The organism is Bacillus sp. JJ783 (assembly GCF_036963225.1).
GTDB classification, from domain to species: domain Bacteria; phylum Bacillota; class Bacilli; order Bacillales; family Bacillaceae_G; genus Bacillus_A; species Bacillus_A cereus_U.
This window is the reverse complement of record NZ_JBALMG010000007.1, coordinates 35344-54358: the sequence shown is the minus strand read 5'-3', so window position 1 is coordinate 54358 and position 19015 is coordinate 35344. Positions and strand designations below refer to the sequence as shown.

Below are 19015 nucleotides of genomic sequence, written 5' to 3'. Positions count from 1 at the left end.
TTATTCCAAATAAAAAACGTTTAAGACACTCTTCTTAAACGTTTTAACAAACCCGAATAGAGTAATTAAAAGTTCAATAGTATAATAATAACTGTTATCGCGTATAACAACACCGTTATTAAAATATGCTGATCCTCTAATAAAACTTTATCAGGTTCTCCACCTTTATCTTCCATGTGAACCAAATATAAATAACGAAAGATCCCGTAAATTACAAATGGGATTGTCCACATTAAATAGATACTTTTCCCTGCATTAAAAGTAAAAATAGCATAAGTAACGATTGTTGCTGATGTAACAATTGTACTTAATTGATCTAATAAAGCAGGAGAGTAACTTTCTAATACTTTTCTATGAGAACCTTTATTAGCCTGTAACAACACTAATTCATGTCTTCTTTTGTTAATAGCCAAGAATAGTGACAGTAATAATGTGCATAATAAAAACCATGGTGTAAATGGCACTTGAATGACTAATCCCCCGGCTAATGCTCGTAAAACAAATCCAGATGCAATAATTAAAATATCAATTATTACAACATGCTTTAGACGAATTGAATACGCTACATTTAAAGTGAAATATACAGCTAACACTAAACACAATAATGGGTTTAATACATATGAAACTACTAAAGATGCTACTAAAATCACACAACCTGCCGTAATAGCAAAATACGGATTTAATGCACCTGATGCCATCGGTCGGTATCGTTTAACAGGGTGTTGTCGATCCGCCTCAATATCCATAAAATCATTTAAAATATACACACAACCAGATATCGCACAAAATAGCGCAAAACAAATTGTAGCTTGTGCCACCATAGTTAAAGATACTTGTTTTATAGAAAAGACTAGCGCTGCAAATACAAGCAAGTTTTTAGTCCATTGCTTCGGGCGTAACTGTTTAAAAAACAATACAACTATATTCTGTTGAGATAAAGTTCCTTCTCTCATAATAATAAGAGAGCTTCTATTTCTTTCACTCTCTTCCGTCCCTCCCTATTCAATTGTTATTTCCTTCTAGTACAGGAAAGATTATAACATATAAACTTAACATTGAAAATCAGCTATTAAATACCGATAATAAAGGGCTCTCCTCTATATTAATATTTCTCAAAAATACAGGAGGAAGCCCTATCGATTATATATTCTATTTTAAATATTGTCCGCGAAACACTTGCATCGTTTCGTCTTGATTTAACATCGTTAACTCTTCTTCCGAAAACTTACCATTTCCTATTTTCACCATATACACATTTACTTTTTTCTTACCCCATTGGCTATAAACATCTTTCACCGTATCATAATATAAATCGAGACGATTTCCTTTTATAGCACCGCCCTTATCAGCTACAACACCATATCCGTAACCTGGCACGAATAGAATTGTCCCAAGCGGGAATACGCGCAAGTCAGCAGCGATTGTGGAATATAAATCCCTTTTTGCTTTAACACCTGAATATGTAATGCCATACTCTGGATGCCCCGGTCTCTTTCCAGTTGACTCTATACCTGATGTATAACCAGTTGCAGTCATTTCTATAACACGATATTTAGACCAGTCATTTGCCTGCTCTAAAGCATTTATCACTTCTTTACTCGGAGCAACTTTTTTCTCAATTTCTGCTGCATGTACTTCTTTTGCACTTGTTCCTTCATATGATTTTATAATCTCTAATAAAGAAACTCCTGTGAAAGCCTTCCATGTTACGCATAATGCGAATGCAAGTAAACAAGTCATCATAATGCGAATACAATATCGTTTTAACATTTTTATATTCCACACTCCTTCATCGTTAATCATTCCCTATACGATGAAGGAATATGCAAAAAAATAATCTCCAAATTGATTGGAGATTAAAACATTTGATATCCACTTTTCCGAAGTTTCTTAATTATGATTCCTGCTAAAGCAGCACCTACTAATCCAGTAGATAGAATAAACACATCTGCGTGTCCTAAATGCGATACACTCGTCCCAAATGAAGAAAATGTTTCTTTTGGCTTTGAAAAATAGTCCCATACACTCGCTTTATTAATAATAAGCATACAAATAATCGGATACACAATAACCATTACCCACGTAGCTCGCAAAATCATGTTGAGCAAAAATCCAATTCCAAAAAATAAAATAAAGAACAACATCATTGAAATAAGTAGTACCGGTATACTCACTTCTTCTCCCTCTCCTTCGCATACGCCGTAAACACATGATAAGCCGTATAACCAAATTGCTCTCCTGGATTTAATGTTTTGTCCATTTCAAAATGCGACTCTGCTCTTCCTTCTAATAAATATTTGATGAGTACAGAAGTATTTTGATCATCTGCAATATTTTCTGGATGTAAAAAAGCTACTTCCGACAATTCTTTCTCCTGTACGATAATGTCTTCTCCCTCTGGCTCTAGAAGAAAAATAATCATATTATCACTAATTTCATTATGAATAACACCTGAGCGAATACCAATAATCCCCTTTACATGAGCAATAATTCCTGTTTCTTCCAAAATTTCACGTTTCACAGCTTCATCAACAGTCTCACCTTCATTAACAAAACCAGCTGGTAAAGACCATTGCCCTTTCAATCCACCGTATTTTTTCTTAACGAATAGCCATCTCCCATCTTTTGTAGCTACTAAGCCACTGACAGCTAACCACACTTTCCCTCGCTTCCCCATAATATAACCTCCTCCACCGAACGAACAGAATATTCTTTCTTTTTTATATATTATACTATATTTTCAATACGAAAAAAGCAGAAACAGCTCATAGCCGTTTCTGCTTTTTCTACTATATATTAAAAGAACTTCAATTTACCTTTTTTAAGAACTAATAAAGGTCCGCCTAGTAAGAATAAGTAACGGTTGTCGATTACTTTCTTCATGAATGAAGCTTTCCAACCTGTTAACTTTTTACCCATAACAACGCCCATTGCATCGTCATGACCTAATGAACATACAGATCCTTTATTATCAAATGCGAACTTTTTCATTTCACCTTTACCGCGAACTAACACAGTTAAATTGTGTGCAATGTTATAACCTTCTTGAATTGCAATCTGTGCTGTTGGTGGGTATGGACGGTTAATCTCCTCATTGATAATTAACGCTGCGTCACCAACCATGAATACATCTTCATGACCCGGAGCGTGCATGTACTCATCCACTTTAATACGTCCGCGCATTGCTTCAAATCCAGACTCTTCCACAATACCGTTACCACGAACACCTGCAGCCCAAACTACAGTTTCAGATTTAAGAAGTTCAGCATCATCACCGTTTGCAACGATAATACCTTCTTCAGTTGCTTCCTTAATTGCTGTACCGATGCGGAATTCTACACCTTTTTTCTCAAGTTGTTTTACAGCGTACTCTACTAATGCTGGATCGAAACCAGGAAGTGCTGTTGGAGCAGCTTCTACACAGATGATACGTGCTTTTTCACGTGGAACATCGTACTCTTTGCAAAGTTCAGGAATACGGTTTGCAAGCTCACCTACGTACTCGATACCAGTAAATCCAGCACCACCAACAACGATTGTTACTAACTCATCACGTTTTTCAGTCGCATATTGAGCGAACTTTTCTTCCATATGCTCACGAATTTGACGAGTTGCATTAATGTTAGTGATTGAGAATGCATGCTCTTTTAACCCTTTAATTCCGAACGTTTCTGATTCGAAACCAAGACCGATTACTAAGTAATCATACTCTAATTCACCATTTTTTAAGATAATACGTTTTTCAGCAGCTTTAATCTCTACTACTGTATCTTGTACAAAGTTCACTTTATTTGTATCGATAACGTCTTGAATATCTAGACAGATTTTATCATCTTGTAATGTACCAGCTGCACTCTCATGTAACCAAGTTGCTTGGTAGTGATAGCTATTGTTGTTTACTAACGTAATTTCAGCTTCACTTACAGATAATGTTTTTTGCAGACGAACAGTCGTAATCATCCCGCCATAACCTGCACCTAAAACTACGATTTTTGGAGTCTTCACTAAATCACAACCCTTTTCTTTATATAATAGTAATAAAAAATAATACCAAGTACTAAAAACTCTATTTGTCAAGAATGTGGAATTTATCACATTCTATATCATAACAAAACGCAGTCAAAAAATCGTACGAAATTTGTCATAGAAATTTAACATAATACTTCCCTATATTAGTCGGTTTCATTCCATAATTCAAGCACCTAGAGAATTATCAATATTTTAAAATAACATAGCGTTTTCAAGGGTTTTTCAGCCTTTTTTTCATGTATTTTCCTTTCGCTATATTTTATACGATTCTAAAACATCTATGCGCAAACTTACTTATTATTCAGTCGTTTTCAGAAGTATTATTAACTGAAATATGCTATCATTTATTTGAATGTGTCATCATTTGCAGGATTTTCATGTACATATGAACAATATATGAAATCAATATTAAAATTCCATCATCTATAGGGGGAATGAAAATGACAGAAAATCAAAAAGTTTACGACATAACAATTATTGGTGGTGGCCCAACAGGACTATTCACTGCATTTTATGGCGGAATGAGACAAGCAAGTGTAAAAATTATTGAAAGCTTGCCTCAACTTGGCGGGCAATTATCCGCATTATATCCCGAAAAATATATTTATGATGTAGCTGGGTTCCCAAAAGTGCGCGCACAAGAGTTAGTTGATAACTTAAAAGAACAAATGAAAAAGTTCGATCCAACTATTTGCTTAGAAGAAGCTGTTGATACGCTTGAAAAACAAGCTGACGGTATATTTAAACTTGTTACAAATAAACAAACTCACTACTCTAAATCTGTCATTATTACTGCTGGCAATGGTGCTTTCCAACCACGCCGCTTAGAATTAGAAGGCACAGCAAAATACGAAAAGAAAAACTTACATTATTTCGTTGATGATATGAATAAATTTGCTGGAAAACGCGTCGTTGTCTTCGGCGGCGGTGACTCTGCAGTAGACTGGACAATGATGTTAGAACCGATTGCAGATAAAGTTACAATTGTTCATCGCCGTGATAAATTCCGTGCACATGAACATAGCGTAGAAAGCTTAATGAATTCCCGTGCAGAAGTAAGTACACCGTATGTTCCAGTTGAACTCATCGGTGATGACACGATTGAACAAGTTGTTCTTCAGCACGTAAAAACAGAAGAAAAAGTTATCCTTGATGTTGATGACGTAATCGTAAACTACGGCTTCGTGTCTTCGCTTGGTCCAATTAAAAACTGGGGCTTAGATATTCAAAAGAACAGCATCCTCGTGAACTCAAAAATGGAAACAAATATTCCTGGCATTTACGCTGCTGGTGACATTTGTACATATGAAGGAAAAGTAAAACTCATTGCTTGCGGCTTTGGTGAAGCACCGACAGCAGTAAACAATGCAAAAGCTTACTTCGATCCAAACGCAAAACTTCAACCAATGCACAGCTCAAGTATGTTTTAATATAGAAATGAAAAGAACTCTTTTTACATGAAAGGAGTTCTTTTCATACTCTCTCCTTTTCCTAACTAAAATACATTCCAATTTTATAAAAAAAACACTACTTCCTTCCAAAATATGTTACAATAAAAACAGAACATACGTTTCATTTAATAAAGGGAGGTTTTATTAATGAAAGAACCTATTATCGTAAAAAAAGAAGCTTTCCAAGCAATCGGTGTCTCTATTACAACTACAAACGAAAAAGAAGCATCGACTGAAGGAAGGATTCCAATGCTTTGGAATCGCTACTTTCAAGAACAAATCATGCATCAAATTCCAAATCAACAAACAAAAGAAACATTCGCCTTCTATTCAAACTACGAATCAGATGAAACTGGTACGTATCAATTTACGATTGGTATGCCCGTTTCTTCATTAGAAGACGTTCCTGAAAATATGACAACTTTAACAATCCCTGCTACTACGTATGCGGTATTTACAACGAGAAAGGGACCAGTTTCTGAAGTCGTTTGCGAGGCTTGGGAATATATTTGGCAATGGTCGAAAGAAAACAAACGTGCCTTTACAACAGATTTCGAACTGTATGATGAAAAAGCAACAGATCCAAATAACGTACAATTGAATATTTATATTGCATTAGCCTAAAACATTAAAAAGAAGATACCCTTGGTATCTTCTTTTTTTGTCGTGAAATAGCCACTGTGCAAATTCATTATTATTGTCTACAATGAGAAAGTGCAGTATAGAACTATTAGAAACTGTATAAAGTGAAACTATAATCAGTGGAGGGGTGATCTCCCACCTAACTTCTTTGCTCCAGCCGAATTTTGAGGTGGGAGTTTTACTGCCCGCAAATAGCGGGCTAAAACGATTATTAATAGGTTTTTCAGTCTAAAATCGGTACATAGAAAGGAAGCACTATGGAGGAACTACAACAAAATAAATCTGCTTTAGAAGGAAGCGGAAAACCGTTATTAAAAAATACGAACTTCCTTTTTCTTTGGGCAGCTACTCTCTTTTCGAGTTTTGCTTTAGCCTTTTTTACTTTTTCACAAACATGGTACATAGCAAAAACATTAAACCTTGAGGCTTCACTCGGTATTGTTTTCGTGGCTCTTAGTGTTCCAAGGCTCATCTTTATGATTATCGGCGGAGCATTAGCTGATAAATTCCCGAAAAAAAATATTATGTTTTACTCTAATATTATTCGCGCTATTCTTGTCGCAACTATTCTCACCTGGTTCATCGTCGGTGATGTAACACTATATACATTTGCTTTGTTCGCTTTGTTCTTCGGACTTGCTGACGCTTTCTTCTGGTCAGCAGATGGATCTATTCTGCCTGAACTTGTAGAAAAAAGCCGTTTAACACAAGCAAATTCACTTACTCAAATGACAAACCAAGCATCTGTCATTTTAGGACCTGTACTTGGCGGTATTCTCATTAAATTTACGAACTATGAAACAATTTTTTCAATTACAATCCTGCTACTCATTATCGCTGCGATACTCGTTCAAAAAATACAATTTACAGTACCCGAAAAAAATGAAACAGATAAAGGCATGTTTACTTCTATTAAAGAGGGAATTTCATATGTAAAAGAATCACCATTTCTTTCAACTTTCCTCATATGTAGCGCCTTTTTAAACTTATTTTTAATCGGCCCAATGCAAGTAGGCTTCCCGCTCTTCGTCAAAAACGTTCTGCACGGTGATTCACTTCAGTTTAGTTACTTAGAAGCGTCTGTTGGCGGCGGGATGGCGATAGGAGCTGTCATTGTCGGATTAAAAAACATTAACCGCAGACGTGGTCTATTTTGTATTATCATGATGCTACTGTCTGGTATATTCTTCCTAGCCATTAACTTTAGCACCGTACTTTGGCAAGCGTTATTAGCCGGAATGTTTTACGGTATTACAATTGCGATGGCTATCGTTCCACTTATGGCAATGATTCAATCAACAGTAAAAGAAGAGATGATGGGACGCGTTATGAGTTTACTCATGCTTTCATCGATGGGATTCATTCCGCTCTCTTACGCATTTACATCGCTTGCACTTGGGATCGGCATTCCAATTGTAACGGTTATGAAAAGCGGTGCAATCGCTGTTATCGTCTTTGTACTATTTGTAGCAATTCGTGTTCCAGTTGTAAGAAAGTTCGATTAGCTACTTAGAGTCATGTATTATACGCATGACTCTTTTTTAAATGGATCGAATAACGGTATTCCCTTACTTCTCCTTAATGCCGCTCCCCACTCTAATCCAATTTCTAAAAATAAATCTCGCATCGTACTATACAACAGTGCTCCAACATCTTTACGAATTTCTCCGTACTTATACGCTCTCACAACACTTTTCACCCTCCAAATTAAATTTCCACGCACTTCTTCATCAGCTAATATTCCCTCTAATACAGCACCTTGTTCTAGTAATCCGCTCTTTTTATAAGCAAGTTCCACCTTACTCCAAAATATATTAATCTTCTTCGGATTACTCGTCATCGGTATGAGCGCGTATATAAAAGGCTTCGGTATATCGTGACGACAATACGTTTCATCAAGCTCGTACGTTACTTTTCTTTTCTCTTTTATTTGTGGAATGTTTTTAGAAAGAATTGTTTCTCCCGCGCGTTTTTGCTCATTTCCACTACAGCCATCTGCACGATCATCACTTTCACATGCGGACATCTTCATACGGTCATCCATGCGGTCAATCGCAGATTTAAGAAATACATATAAGTTTGCACTATATCCGCCGTGCTTATATCTTTCCTTTGTCGCAACACGCTTTATAATTCCAAGCTCCTCTAACTTCGCAATCGAGCGGCGTACCGTACGAATACTCTTTCCAACATTTGTAGCAATTGTCTCCATTAACGGACAAGCAACACCAACTGTTTCGTTCTTCTCATTAACCGCATATTTCCCTAAAAAATGAATAACTAAAGAATCAGTCTTATTTAGTTGAAACTGATAACATTTAAAAACTTTTTTTTGATGTGCATTAAACTCTTCTTTACTTCGAAATTCACTGTATGGTTTCATTAAATTATATAAGCTTCCCATTTTTATCACCTCATTTATAAGTAAGAGGCAGGAAGAGAAATTGGCGTGATAGTTAATATTTTTTATTGGAGATGACAATATGATCGTAATTAGCGCTTGTTTAGGTGGTATCGCCTGTCGGTATGATGGCAACGATAATCTCGTTTCAAAAATAGAAGAGTTATTACAAAGGGAAGACACCATCCTCGTTTGTCCTGAAGTATTAGGAGGATTACCAACGCCTCGTCCTTCAGCTGAAATTATTGGTGGGAATGGCGATGACGTTTTGGACGGAAAAGCGAAAGTAATGACAAAAGCTGGAGAAGATGTTACAGAAGCTTTCGTGAGCGGTGCTTATAAAGCTCTAGAACAAATTAAAGATTTACATCCAGAATATATTATTTTAAAAGAACGTAGTCCATCTTGTGGTAGTTCCACTATTTACACTGGAGAATTTAATAGAAATAAGCAAACTGGTTATGGAGTGACAACAGCGCTATTCCGGAGACATGGATTTACAGTAATTTCTGAAGAAGAATTTGAAAACAAAAAAAGGAATTGACCCTGTTCGTCAATTCCTTTTTTCTGTCTTATTTCACACCTAATTTTTCTTTCACTTTCGCAGGAAGTTCATCCTTTTTCACTTCTTCCCAAGCTGTTACGCCTTTCTTATCTGAATGGAATACACGTAAGAATGCTTCCTTGCGAAGATTTTTCACAGCTGTAAATTCTAACTCTTTTTCTTTACCTTCTTTATCAAATGCAGGTAACTTATACTCGAATGATTTGTGCGGCTGACCATTATCAGCTTTTTCATTCTTTTCGATTCCATCAGTAGTAATTTGAACGTAGTACTCATCTTTACCCATACGGTTTAAATCACAGCCAACTAAAAGGCTTGCAAATACAACTAAAATGCTAAAAAGTGCAATATATCTTTTCATTTCCTTCACCTCATGTGTTTTTTCTTATATTCTTATCTTAAAGCCTGGGCTTTAAAGAAGAAATTCAAAAACATGACATGAACATTACACTTTTGTAAGATAGTAAAAATCCGTATGTACAACCGTTCAAATATAATTATTTCTTCACTCTAGAAATTGGCCTTCCCCTTCATGTATCCTCTTTAGCCTTCTTCTTGCATATATTCACTATCTTTGTCCTGCTCTTTTTCTTTTTAAAGGCAAAAGAAAAGACCTTCTAACGATTTGATTTCATCGCTAAGAAGATCTTTATATGCAACCTACCCATTCATTCCATTTAGAATAACGGAATGAAAAAACCTAGCACTCTTCCGGCTTACCAGCATTCGACGCTGTACGGAAAGATGATCCACATCCACATGATGCGATCGCATTTGGATTGTCGATTGTGAATCCGCCGCCAAGCATAGATTGTTTATAGTCAACTTTCACTCCTTTTACAATCGGAGCACTTTCTTTATCGATAACAAATTCAACACCGAAAAACTCAAGAACTGTGTCGTCTTCCTTCGGTTCTACTTCAAATCCTAAGCCGTAAGAAAGACCACTACATCCGCCGCCATGTACAGCAAGGCGCACGTACTTCTCTCCATCTTCAGCATCTTTTAACATATCTTTAATTTGAAAAGCTGCTTGTTCTGTTACTTCAATCATGAAATACACCATCCTTTCTGTTCTCATTCTATTATACATCTTTACGCTTCTATCTTGTACTCATACACTCCGCGGCAAATTATTTCCGCAGGTCCTTTCATTAATACATTTCCTTCTTCTGTCCATGCGATCATTAAGTCGCCGCCTGCTAAGTGAACTGTAATTTCTTTATCGTGTTCCATTTTTCCATTTAGAATTGCCGCAACGACAGCTGCGCATGCTCCTGTCCCGCAAGCTTGTGTTACACCAGATCCACGTTCCCAAACGCGGAAATTCATCTCTTCATCATTCAAAATCTCGATGAATTCAACATTCACTCGCTCTGGGAACATTTCATGCGTCTCAAGAACTGGTCCTAACGTTGTAAGGGGCGCTTTTTCTACATCATCAACAAAAATAACCGCGTGCGGATTCCCCATTGAAACAGCTGTAAATGCATAACGGTGATTATTGTATAAGAAGTTTTCACGAATAAATGGTGTTTCTCCTTCACCAAGCATCGGTATCTCTTCACGTGTTAAACGAGGTGCCCCCATGTCGATTTTCGCTAATGTAACTTTGTCATCTTCTACCGTTACTTCTGCCGTAACAATACCAGCTAACGTTTCAATTGTGAAAACTTTACCTTCTACTAGTTTATGCTCATACGCATATTTCGCTACGCAGCGTAAACCATTTCCACAGCTCTTTCCTTCTGAACCATCATTATTAAACATGCGCATTTTTACTGGTGCCACGTCAGAAGGACAAATTAAAATCATTCCATCTGCACCAATACCAGTATTAATATTTGAAACCTTTTCCGCTACAAGTGCTAAATCTTCTTCTCTAATTTGTTCCTCAAACATATTTACATATATATAACTATTTCCAAGACCATGCATTTTTGTAAAAGAAAATTGGCTCATTTTTATTCACTCCAAAAATAATTTATTATTTCAAGTATAAAATGCATGCTTTTAGAACACAATATGAATGTCCCCCCTTTCTCATATTTGACAGTATTTTGGCAATAAGCCGTTCTTACACAAATCGCGTAAGAAAAAAGCCCTTCTAAAAGGGCCTTTTTTTTCGAAATAAACACTCCTAATAAATGAAAAAAGAAAAACGTTGCCTCTTTGCAACGCTTTAAAACATTGGATTTTCATCCATATAATCATATATTTTATTTACAAGTTCTTCTACTGTTGCACCTTGTACAACTTCACCATTTACAAGTGCAAATGGACCTTCAAAACAGATGCCACAATATCCTAAACAACCATATTCCATTACGTCTAAATTAGGATCTTTTTCTAATTTTTCTAAAGCTGCTTGCGAACCGCTTGCAAGGTTACCTACACAAAATTCGATTAATGGTTTAATCAAAACTCTCCCCCCTGTATCTCTAAACAAATTACCATTTACTTTAGCAGGCATGAAGTGCATACCTAATTTGTGAAACGGATAAGTAACCCTTTGTTACCATTCCACTTTATTTATAAGAAGAAAACTAAGCTGTTTCTTGTTGTTTTCGTTATATATTCTAAACTATTTAGTTACTTCACTATTTCACTTCACAATAGATAGTCTTCCTTATATAACATACTACTCATAATGAAATAGTAAATAGTAACTAGAAAATGAAAACAGTTTACTTTACTTTTCTTCTTATTGTACAACAGAGTATTCATTCATGCATTGTTATTTGTTCACAAATTCGATATAATTTGATTGTGTAAAGTCAAAATATTTTATTAATATAAAATTGTATGATTAGGGGATATTTCAACAGAAAAGGGGTAATCCATCATGAAACACCTCGTAATACTGGGTGGGGGCTACGGTGGAATGAGAATTCTGCAGCGGCTACTTCCAAGCAATCAACTTCCAAATGATGTACAAGTGACATTAATCGACAAAGTACCATATCATTGCTTCAAAACTGAATATTATGCATTAGTTGCGGGTACAATTTCAGAAACGCATATTCGTATACCGTTTCCTGAACACCCACGCCTCAATATTCAATACGGCACAATAACAAATATTGATCTCGAAGAAAAGGCTGTTCATCTCGATGGCGGCGAAGCAATCCCATATGATGATTTAATTATCGGACTTGGGTGCGAAGATAAATATCACAACGTTCCTGGGGCGAAGGAATATACACATAGCCTACAATCAATTGAACAAACACGTAAGACATATGAACAATTAAATAGCTTAGAACCAAATGCAACAGTAGCTGTCGTTGGGGCTGGTTTAAGCGGCGTTGAAGTGGCAAGTGAACTTCGTGAGAGCCGTTCAGATTTAAAAATCTATTTATTTGATCGAAAAGATAGAATTTTATTCCCGTATCCAGAGAAATTAAGTAGATACGTAGAAGAATGGTTTGTAAAACATAAAGTTACCATTATACGAAACTCTAACATTACAAAAGTGGAACCAAACATTGTATACAACCATGATGAACCACTTGAATGTGATGCAATCGTATGGACAGCTGGTATTCAAGCAAATGAAGTTGTTCGAAACCTTCCAGTTGAACAAGATGGTAGCGGACGGGTTGTTTTAACTAAATATCACAATATTCCGAATAACGAGCACGTTTATGTTGTAGGAGATTGTGCAGCACTTCCACACGCACCATCTGCTCAACTTGCTGAAGGTCAAGGAGAACAAATTGTCCAAATATTATTAAAACGTTGGAATAACGAACCACTTCCTGATGAACTTCCTGTTATTAAATTAAAAGGTGTCCTCGGTTCTCTCGGTAAAAAACACGGATTTGGTTTACTAGCAAACCAACCATTAATGGGGCGTGTACCGAGATTATTAAAATCCGGTCTTCTTTGGATGTACAAATATCATAAGGGTTAATACTTTAAGGGCTGTCTACTATGTAGTCAGCCTTTTCACGTCTATTTAGAAAGGAGCAATTTATGTTTATATTAAAAGACATCAAATATAAAGATATTCTACACATTCCTTACTTACAAATTCAACAAGAAAAAATAACTTGTATTATCGGTGAAAGTGGTAGCGGAAAAAGCACATTACTTCGTATGTTAAACGATTTACAATCGCCAACATCTGGCACAATTGAATATAACGGAAAATCTATTTTAGATTATCCTCCCATTCAATTACGCCGTGAAGTTGTCATGCTCGGACAAACTCCGCCTATTTTTGATGGAACAATTAAAGATAATTTATTAATGGGACTTCGATTTTCTGAAAAGCCATTTCCAAATGACGATGCCCTGCGGGACGCATTAACGACTGTTAGTCTAGATAAAAAATTAGAAGATAACGCCTCTTCTTTATCAGGTGGCGAAAAACAAAGACTTGCTTTCGCTCGCATTATACTAATGGATCCGCCCGTCTATTTATTAGATGAACCAACTTCGGCACTAGATGGTGATACAGAACGCCGCGTTATGAAACAATTCACTCTACTAGCAAGAGAAAAGAAAAAAACAGTTATCTTCATTACACACTCACAACAACTTCCGGAAGAAATTGCAGACGATATTATTGAAATTAGTAAAACAAACGGTGCAACTAGAAAGGAAGTGCTATCAATTGAAGGGCGTTATTGAATTACAAATTTGGCAACTTGCAGCTGCATATATTTTCATCCTTATTTTAATCGGGCTTGTGAAATTAAAAGGAATACCACGTGAGAAACAAATTACAATTGCTACATTACGTATGACGATTCAACTTGTACTAGTCGCCTATGTTCTTACATACATATTTGAAAATAGTAATCCGTTTTATACAATAGCTCTCATTACTTCTATTACTACATTTGCAATTTTTAATATTTATAAACGAATTAATATTCCAATGTCAAAAGAATTAAAACGAGTAGCCGCCCTCTCCATGATTGCTGGATCAATTGGCCCTCTTCTACTATTTATCTTTGTCATTATCGGACACGATCCTTGGTATGCTCCGCAGTATATCGTTCCTATTGCCGGCATGCTAATTGGTAATGCTATGACAGGTATTTGCCTCGGGGCAAACACCTTTTTAAACAGTATGAAATCACAAAGAGACCATATTGAAGGTGCACTTATGCTTGGCGCAACTCCAAAACAAGCAGCCGCCCCGCTTATACGGGATGCTTTCGATTCTGCTATTTTACCAACAATTAATTCTATGGTCGGAATGGGAATTATAAGTCTTCCCGGCATGATGACAGGACAAATTTTATCCGGTGTATCACCATTTACAGCTATCCAATATCAAATTGCGATTATACTTGGCATTTCTGGAAGTACAGCTTTCTCTGTTATTATCTTCTTACAGCTTGGGTATAAAACGTTCTTTAATAAGCGGTGTCAGTTGAAAGAAGTTGAAGTACAATCATAAACTAAGTGTTGCGCGCCGAGGTAAATGAAATTATATCAACGATTTTTTCAATATATCTATCATAACTTACAATATATCAACGATTTTTCAAATATATCTATCGTAACTCCAAATATATCAACGACTCTATTAGAAATATCGATTTACCGACAAAAACTGACAATAAAAAAAGAGGAGGCTACTCGCCTCCTCTTTTTATTTACTTACGCCTTCTTAACGAACTGTGATTTTAACTTCATAGCTCCGAAACCGTCGATTTTGCAATCGATATCGTGATCTCCCTCAACTAGACGGATACTCTTTACTTTCGTACCAATCTTCACAACTGAAGAAGTTCCTTTTACTTTTAAATCTTTAATTACAGTAACAGCATCGCCATCTTGAAGAACGTTTCCGTTCGCATCTTTTACAACTTTTGCACCATCATTATTTTCAGCTTCCGCTTCTTGGCCCCACTCATGGGCACATTCTGGACATACGAAAAGAGCGCCATCCTCATACGTATATTCTGAATTACATTTTGGACAATTTGGTAAAGTAGCCATAAATTCATTTCCTCCGTTCATTATTTATACGTAAAAATCACTTCTGATGTTTACATGTCGATAAATAAAATTTGTATAGCATTTCTTTATACTGCCACAGTCTCACGTTATTGACAAGCCTACCTCAAATTCTCATTTTTTATTGTATTTTACAAAATTTCAAGTAGTATGCCGCACCCCTACCATTATGTTACAGATTCTTATAAACAAAAAGAAGAACCTTCACAAGATTCTTCTTTTCCAAATAAACGAGTTCTCTCTAGAAACCCCAACTATTTTCTTCAATGTAAATTTGATACTCTTCTGCTTCTTCTTCACTTAACTTCTTATTGTTTTCATATACTTCTTGCCATTCAAAATAATCTTCACTGAAATAAACAGCAAATTTAATTTTCACTTTTTTCTTCTCTGTATAGTCATAACCAGTAAACTCTACTACGTCATAATCCTTTTCTTTCTTTACAAACTTCCAAGTTGGATTATCAGTCATAACCTCTAAAGTAAATCCTTCATCACTTGAACGAACAACATTTTTTATATTTGGTTCAGTTGGTAAAAGGGAGAGTCCGAACATAGCCCCGCCAAACACTATCCCCACTATAACTTGTAAACCAATCATACCAGCAACACTAGCGCCACCCTTTGATTGTAAGTAATACGCCTTCTCATGATCAGGCATATCTTCTGCCTTATGTAAAATACGAACAGCGTGCTTATAATATAAACGGTTTCCTTGCCATCCAGTAAATATCATAACTCCTAAATGAAGAACTAAATTTAAAGATAAATAAATTCCATCTGAAATATCTATAAAAGGAGGTACAACTATACTAGGTACCGACAATAATGTAAGTATAATAAACAACTTATACATTTTTCGATAAGCTAGCCAAAAATATGGGAAGAAAAAGGCTACCCAATTCCATGTATTTCCTTGCGCTGGATTTTCTACTTTGCCCCATTTAAAGTCATAATAAGCTGTATTCTTTTGAACAACTTTATGTAACTCTTGCGGAGAAATTGTTTCTTGTAAAACAGTGTCTTTCACGTACATCATCCTTCTCTTATTTCTATATAAATTTTATTGTAAAGAAATAAAACAAAGTAATCTAACAAAAAGTAGTTATATTTCATAAAATTGAACGAAAATCGAATATATTCCGACAATTACCTGTTTCTTATTTCATTTTACTTTTAAATATATTAAAATACTTATGAATGATGCATTTAATACACTAAGTTAAACATTTTACATATTTTATAATAAAAAATGTTTCACATGAAACTTCCCATATTTCGTATTATTTTTCTATCATTTTCGATTAGGTTCAAATGTGGGCTTCATATGAAAAAACTAGTAGAAAACACAATTTGTTTTCTACTAGTTTTTTATCACAGTTCTACATATTTAGTCCCCTTTTATATCCTCCCTACAACGCCCAAGTAATATTCATTTCTTCAAATGACTCCTTACTCACTTCCAACCCTTCGTCATCATCCGTTCCAATCATCGCTACTTCTTCTTTAGACAACGTAATTCCCTCGTTTGGATTTTCGATTTTTCTCTCATACACTAATTGTAAAAGTTCTATTTGCTCCTCTGTCAGTTCATACTCTTCTTCCAATCTTTCAATTGCAGATTCCGTATCAAGTAATGGGATTTCTAATAAGAATCCACCGTTCTCTTCCATCTCTTCAAATGAATCGATTGAATATGCACCGTTATCCTCAATCCAAAATGCTGTCGTAATGAAAGGCACTGTTTCCCCCTCTACCTCTTCTAATACGTATTGGAGTGCTTCCTCTTTAGCAATTTCTATCACTTCCGAAGGTGCCCCTTCAAAATAATTTGCCGCATCAATCCACTCATCAATTCTCTCACTATTTACATCTTGAAGACATACGATTGTGTACTTCGGATGAAAGGTAATTGTACCTCTTCCGCCTTGACTATCTTGCACACTATAGTTAAAACCATCCCACGAACTTTCATGTGAGAAATCAGGAGCATGTGCTACAAAAATTGCATCTGCAATCGATCTTAAAATACATCCTTTCCATAGTTGTTCTTTACTTATATGAAAGTTATATTTACTCATTCTCTTCCCCCGCATATATATGTTTTTGAATATTATCTTCCGACTTCTCATTCCTTGTAAAGTACTTTTTCATTATATAAAAATAGTAAAAGCATCCTTTATATGAAGGATGCTTTTACTATTCACCTACCACTTCTCCCTGCACTCTTCAATCACACTAAGTAAATACCGCTTCGTCATATCAGCCCGTCTCCAACTAGAGATCTTTCGCTTTCCCTTTGGATTATACCGTATTCGCTCTACTTCTCTTAATAAAGGCTCCCACTTATGAGAGTAAAGTTCCAACATATATTGCAATCCTCTATCTTTTGAAACGATTGTTTTATGATCTAACGTATATAAAATGCGTCCCATCGTAACGACAGCTGATTCTACCCATTCTTCTATGAAAAATAAATAAGGACGCTTCGCTTTTTCAAGCCAATAATGTTCTACGTTATATTTCATTGTATTTACTACATCGTCCCATTTTATTTGAAAGGGAAGGTCTTCTGCTTCTTTCCCGATAACTGTAATGCCTTGGTTTTTCAATGTCCACCATGTTACCGCGTTAATATCCCAATGACCAATATCAGCCTTACCATCTGCACAATACACGTACTCATTGATTTCATGATTGTATTTCCCTAAGTCATCAAGCGGAATATACATACCGTCCATTCTTTTACCTAACGTACTTTTCCTAATTTTTTTATGCAGTTCTATAATTTGCTGTTTTTCAGCTTCATTCACGGAATCACTTATTACCGTAACAAAATCAACATCGCTCGTTTCTATATGAAATACTCCTAGCGCGATGGATCCGTAAATGTATACCCCGACTATTTTTTCATCCGAAAAAATTTCTTTTAATTCTACTATGTACTGCTCCATTAACTGTTTCACTTCTCCTGGTAAAGCATGTTTTATTCCATTCTCCACGTCGATCCCTCCAATAAAAAAAAGCCTTCGCAAATTCGCAAAGGCTTCCTGATTTATAAATATTTCTCGATTTCTTCGTAAACATCCTTCAAACGAGGATTTCCTTCTCCAACAATTTCTCCATTTACAAGAACGACTGGATAAAATAAATCTTCCTCCACTACTCGCTCTGCGAATGTTTTTTTATCTTCATCTTCTTGTTCTTCTTGAAAATCAATATACTCAAACTTAAATTTATTTTCTTGTCCTTCATATTTACGACCAATCGCCGCTTGTAACCACTCAAACGTTTCTGTTGAAGATGGCATTCCAACGCAGCTCGCACAAATTACTTTCGTCCCATACACTTGAACATTAACCATTTCTTCTCCCCCATTTCTCGTTCTAACAGTATATTCAGATGTCTTATTGCATAAGCACATCATTTTACAAACTTATTCCATACCCCTATACTGAAAAAACACGTTGTACACATGATAAAATATTTCGACAATAAAACAAGAACAGAAAAAATAGATTTTCCCCTCTATCTTGATTATAATAAAACTGATGAAAGGAGTCGATAAAAATGGAAAACCCACATATGCAAGAACAAGTACTAGAAGTATTAGATAAATTACGTCCATTCTTACTTCGCGATGGCGGAGACGTTGAATTAGTAGACATTGAAGAAGGTATCGTAAAACTACGCCTTATGGGTGCATGCGGAAGCTGCCCAAGTTCTACAATCACACTAAAAGCTGGTATCGAACGCGCACTACTTGAAGAAGTACCAGGCGTTATCGAAGTCGAACAAGTATTTTAATTTAAAAGCGGAAGCGGCTCGTTCAGAACAGGAGGTCATTGGAGCTCCTTCCTGTGAGGCGCTTTTTGCCTCACAGGAAGGCGCGAAATGGCCGACTGTTCTAGCCGCTGGAGCTAGATAACATCTAAAAGCAGAAGCGGC

23 protein-coding genes are annotated in these 19015 nt (G+C 35.8%); 8 read left to right on the top strand and 15 right to left on the bottom strand.

Annotation, left to right across the window (positions count from 1 at the left end; all coding sequences use genetic code 11):
* Positions 1-65: 65 nt before the first annotated feature.
* From V7038_RS01875 to V7038_RS01855, 5 genes are all read right to left on the bottom strand, one after another.
* The gene (locus V7038_RS01875; RefSeq protein ID WP_002198979.1) at positions 66-953 is read right to left on the bottom strand and encodes a decaprenyl-phosphate phosphoribosyltransferase; all 888 of its coding nucleotides are present in this window, start codon (positions 951-953) and stop codon (positions 66-68) included.
* Between the two features lie 196 nt (positions 954-1149).
* A complete protein-coding gene (locus V7038_RS01870) occupies positions 1150-1770 on the bottom strand; it encodes a 3D domain-containing protein (protein WP_335468900.1) in 621 nt (206 codons plus the stop codon).
* A gap of 86 nt (positions 1771-1856) precedes the next feature.
* Positions 1857-2174 carry a YuiB family protein gene (locus tag V7038_RS01865; RefSeq protein WP_002089308.1) on the bottom strand — a complete coding sequence of 106 codons (318 nt, stop codon included), beginning with the start codon at positions 2172-2174 and terminating at the stop codon, positions 1857-1859.
* On the bottom strand, positions 2171-2677 hold the full coding sequence (locus V7038_RS01860; protein WP_002112602.1) for an NUDIX hydrolase: 507 nt from the start codon (positions 2675-2677) through the stop codon (positions 2171-2173). The genes V7038_RS01865 and V7038_RS01860 overlap by 4 nt, the downstream gene beginning before the upstream one ends.
* 119 nt (positions 2678-2796) lie before the next feature.
* Positions 2797-4005 (bottom strand): NAD(P)/FAD-dependent oxidoreductase, encoded by a 1209-nt coding sequence (locus V7038_RS01855; protein WP_002112603.1) that lies wholly within the window; start codon positions 4003-4005, stop codon positions 2797-2799.
* 464 nt (positions 4006-4469) lie between these two features.
* Between V7038_RS01855 and V7038_RS01850 the strand changes: the two genes are divergently transcribed.
* The 3 genes from V7038_RS01850 (at position 4470) to V7038_RS01840 (ending at position 7627) form a co-directional block, all read left to right on the top strand.
* Entirely contained in the window at positions 4470-5459 is a 990-nt protein-coding gene (locus V7038_RS01850) for an NAD(P)/FAD-dependent oxidoreductase (protein WP_002112607.1), read from the top strand.
* 168 nt (positions 5460-5627) lie between these two features.
* Entirely contained in the window at positions 5628-6104 is a 477-nt protein-coding gene (locus V7038_RS01845; protein ID WP_002112609.1) for a GyrI-like domain-containing protein, read from the top strand.
* A gap of 275 nt (positions 6105-6379) precedes the next feature.
* A complete protein-coding gene (locus V7038_RS01840; RefSeq protein WP_078173464.1) occupies positions 6380-7627 on the top strand; it encodes an MFS transporter in 1248 nt (415 codons plus the stop codon).
* 17 nt (positions 7628-7644) lie between these two features.
* On the opposite strand, the gene V7038_RS01835 is transcribed toward V7038_RS01840, so the two are convergent.
* Positions 7645-8526 (bottom strand): helix-turn-helix domain-containing protein, encoded by an 882-nt coding sequence (locus V7038_RS01835; RefSeq protein ID WP_335468896.1) that lies wholly within the window; start codon positions 8524-8526, stop codon positions 7645-7647.
* Between the two features lie 79 nt (positions 8527-8605).
* On the opposite strand from V7038_RS01835, the gene V7038_RS01830 reads away from it, so the two are divergent.
* Positions 8606-9067, top strand: a complete 462-nt coding sequence (locus tag V7038_RS01830) for a DUF523 domain-containing protein (protein WP_070178992.1) — start codon at positions 8606-8608, stop codon at positions 9065-9067.
* Positions 9068-9095: 28 nt separating this feature from the next.
* Here V7038_RS01830 and V7038_RS01825 read toward each other — a convergent pair whose 3' ends face one another.
* The 4 genes from V7038_RS01825 to V7038_RS01810 all read right to left on the bottom strand — a co-directional run bounded on the left by V7038_RS01825 (position 9096) and on the right by V7038_RS01810 (position 11510).
* Positions 9096-9449, bottom strand: coding sequence for a YxeA family protein (locus V7038_RS01825; protein ID WP_070140082.1), 354 nt, complete (start codon positions 9447-9449; stop codon positions 9096-9098).
* Positions 9450-9788: 339 nt separating this feature from the next.
* Complete coding sequence (locus tag V7038_RS01820; RefSeq protein WP_000573823.1) at positions 9789-10142, bottom strand: HesB/IscA family protein; 354 nt, start codon at positions 10140-10142, stop codon at positions 9789-9791.
* A 41-nt stretch (positions 10143-10183) separates the two neighbouring features.
* Entirely contained in the window at positions 10184-11050 is an 867-nt protein-coding gene (gene dapF / locus V7038_RS01815) for a diaminopimelate epimerase (protein ID WP_002145090.1), read from the bottom strand.
* A 220-nt stretch (positions 11051-11270) separates the two neighbouring features.
* Positions 11271-11510, bottom strand: coding sequence for a YuzB family protein (locus V7038_RS01810; protein WP_033714046.1), 240 nt, complete (start codon positions 11508-11510; stop codon positions 11271-11273).
* Between the two features lie 423 nt (positions 11511-11933).
* On the opposite strand from V7038_RS01810, the gene V7038_RS01805 reads away from it, so the two are divergent.
* From V7038_RS01805 to V7038_RS01795, 3 genes are all read left to right on the top strand, one after another.
* The gene (locus V7038_RS01805; protein ID WP_002160022.1) at positions 11934-13004 is read left to right on the top strand and encodes an NAD(P)/FAD-dependent oxidoreductase; all 1071 of its coding nucleotides are present in this window, start codon (positions 11934-11936) and stop codon (positions 13002-13004) included.
* A 62-nt stretch (positions 13005-13066) separates the two neighbouring features.
* Positions 13067-13726, top strand: a complete 660-nt coding sequence (locus V7038_RS01800) for an ABC transporter ATP-binding protein (RefSeq protein WP_002112619.1) — start codon at positions 13067-13069, stop codon at positions 13724-13726.
* Positions 13710-14504, top strand: coding sequence for an ABC transporter permease (locus V7038_RS01795; RefSeq protein WP_070140083.1), 795 nt, complete (start codon positions 13710-13712; stop codon positions 14502-14504). Before V7038_RS01800 ends, V7038_RS01795 begins: the two co-directional genes overlap by 17 nt.
* A 203-nt stretch (positions 14505-14707) precedes the next feature.
* On the opposite strand, the gene phnA is transcribed toward V7038_RS01795, so the two are convergent.
* The 5 genes from phnA to V7038_RS01770 all read right to left on the bottom strand — a co-directional run bounded on the left by phnA (position 14708) and on the right by V7038_RS01770 (position 18431).
* Positions 14708-15049, bottom strand: coding sequence for an alkylphosphonate utilization operon protein PhnA (phnA, locus tag V7038_RS01790; RefSeq protein WP_002112620.1), 342 nt, complete (start codon positions 15047-15049; stop codon positions 14708-14710).
* A gap of 259 nt (positions 15050-15308) precedes the next feature.
* Complete coding sequence (locus V7038_RS01785; protein ID WP_033714047.1) at positions 15309-16103, bottom strand: DUF2628 domain-containing protein; 795 nt, start codon at positions 16101-16103, stop codon at positions 15309-15311.
* A 376-nt stretch (positions 16104-16479) separates the two neighbouring features.
* Positions 16480-17148: a hypothetical protein gene (locus V7038_RS01780; protein ID WP_070129117.1), complete on the bottom strand. Its 669-nt coding sequence runs from the start codon at positions 17146-17148 to the stop codon at positions 16480-16482.
* Between the two features lie 126 nt (positions 17149-17274).
* A complete protein-coding gene (locus V7038_RS01775; RefSeq protein ID WP_070129130.1) occupies positions 17275-18069 on the bottom strand; it encodes a nucleotidyltransferase domain-containing protein in 795 nt (264 codons plus the stop codon).
* 53 nt (positions 18070-18122) lie between these two features.
* Positions 18123-18431 (bottom strand): YuzD family protein, encoded by a 309-nt coding sequence (locus V7038_RS01770; RefSeq protein WP_002198966.1) that lies wholly within the window; start codon positions 18429-18431, stop codon positions 18123-18125.
* A gap of 206 nt (positions 18432-18637) precedes the next feature.
* On the opposite strand from V7038_RS01770, the gene V7038_RS01765 reads away from it, so the two are divergent.
* Positions 18638-18874 carry a NifU family protein gene (locus V7038_RS01765; protein WP_000431159.1) on the top strand — a complete coding sequence of 79 codons (237 nt, stop codon included), beginning with the start codon at positions 18638-18640 and terminating at the stop codon, positions 18872-18874.
* Positions 18875-19015 lie beyond the last annotated feature (141 nt).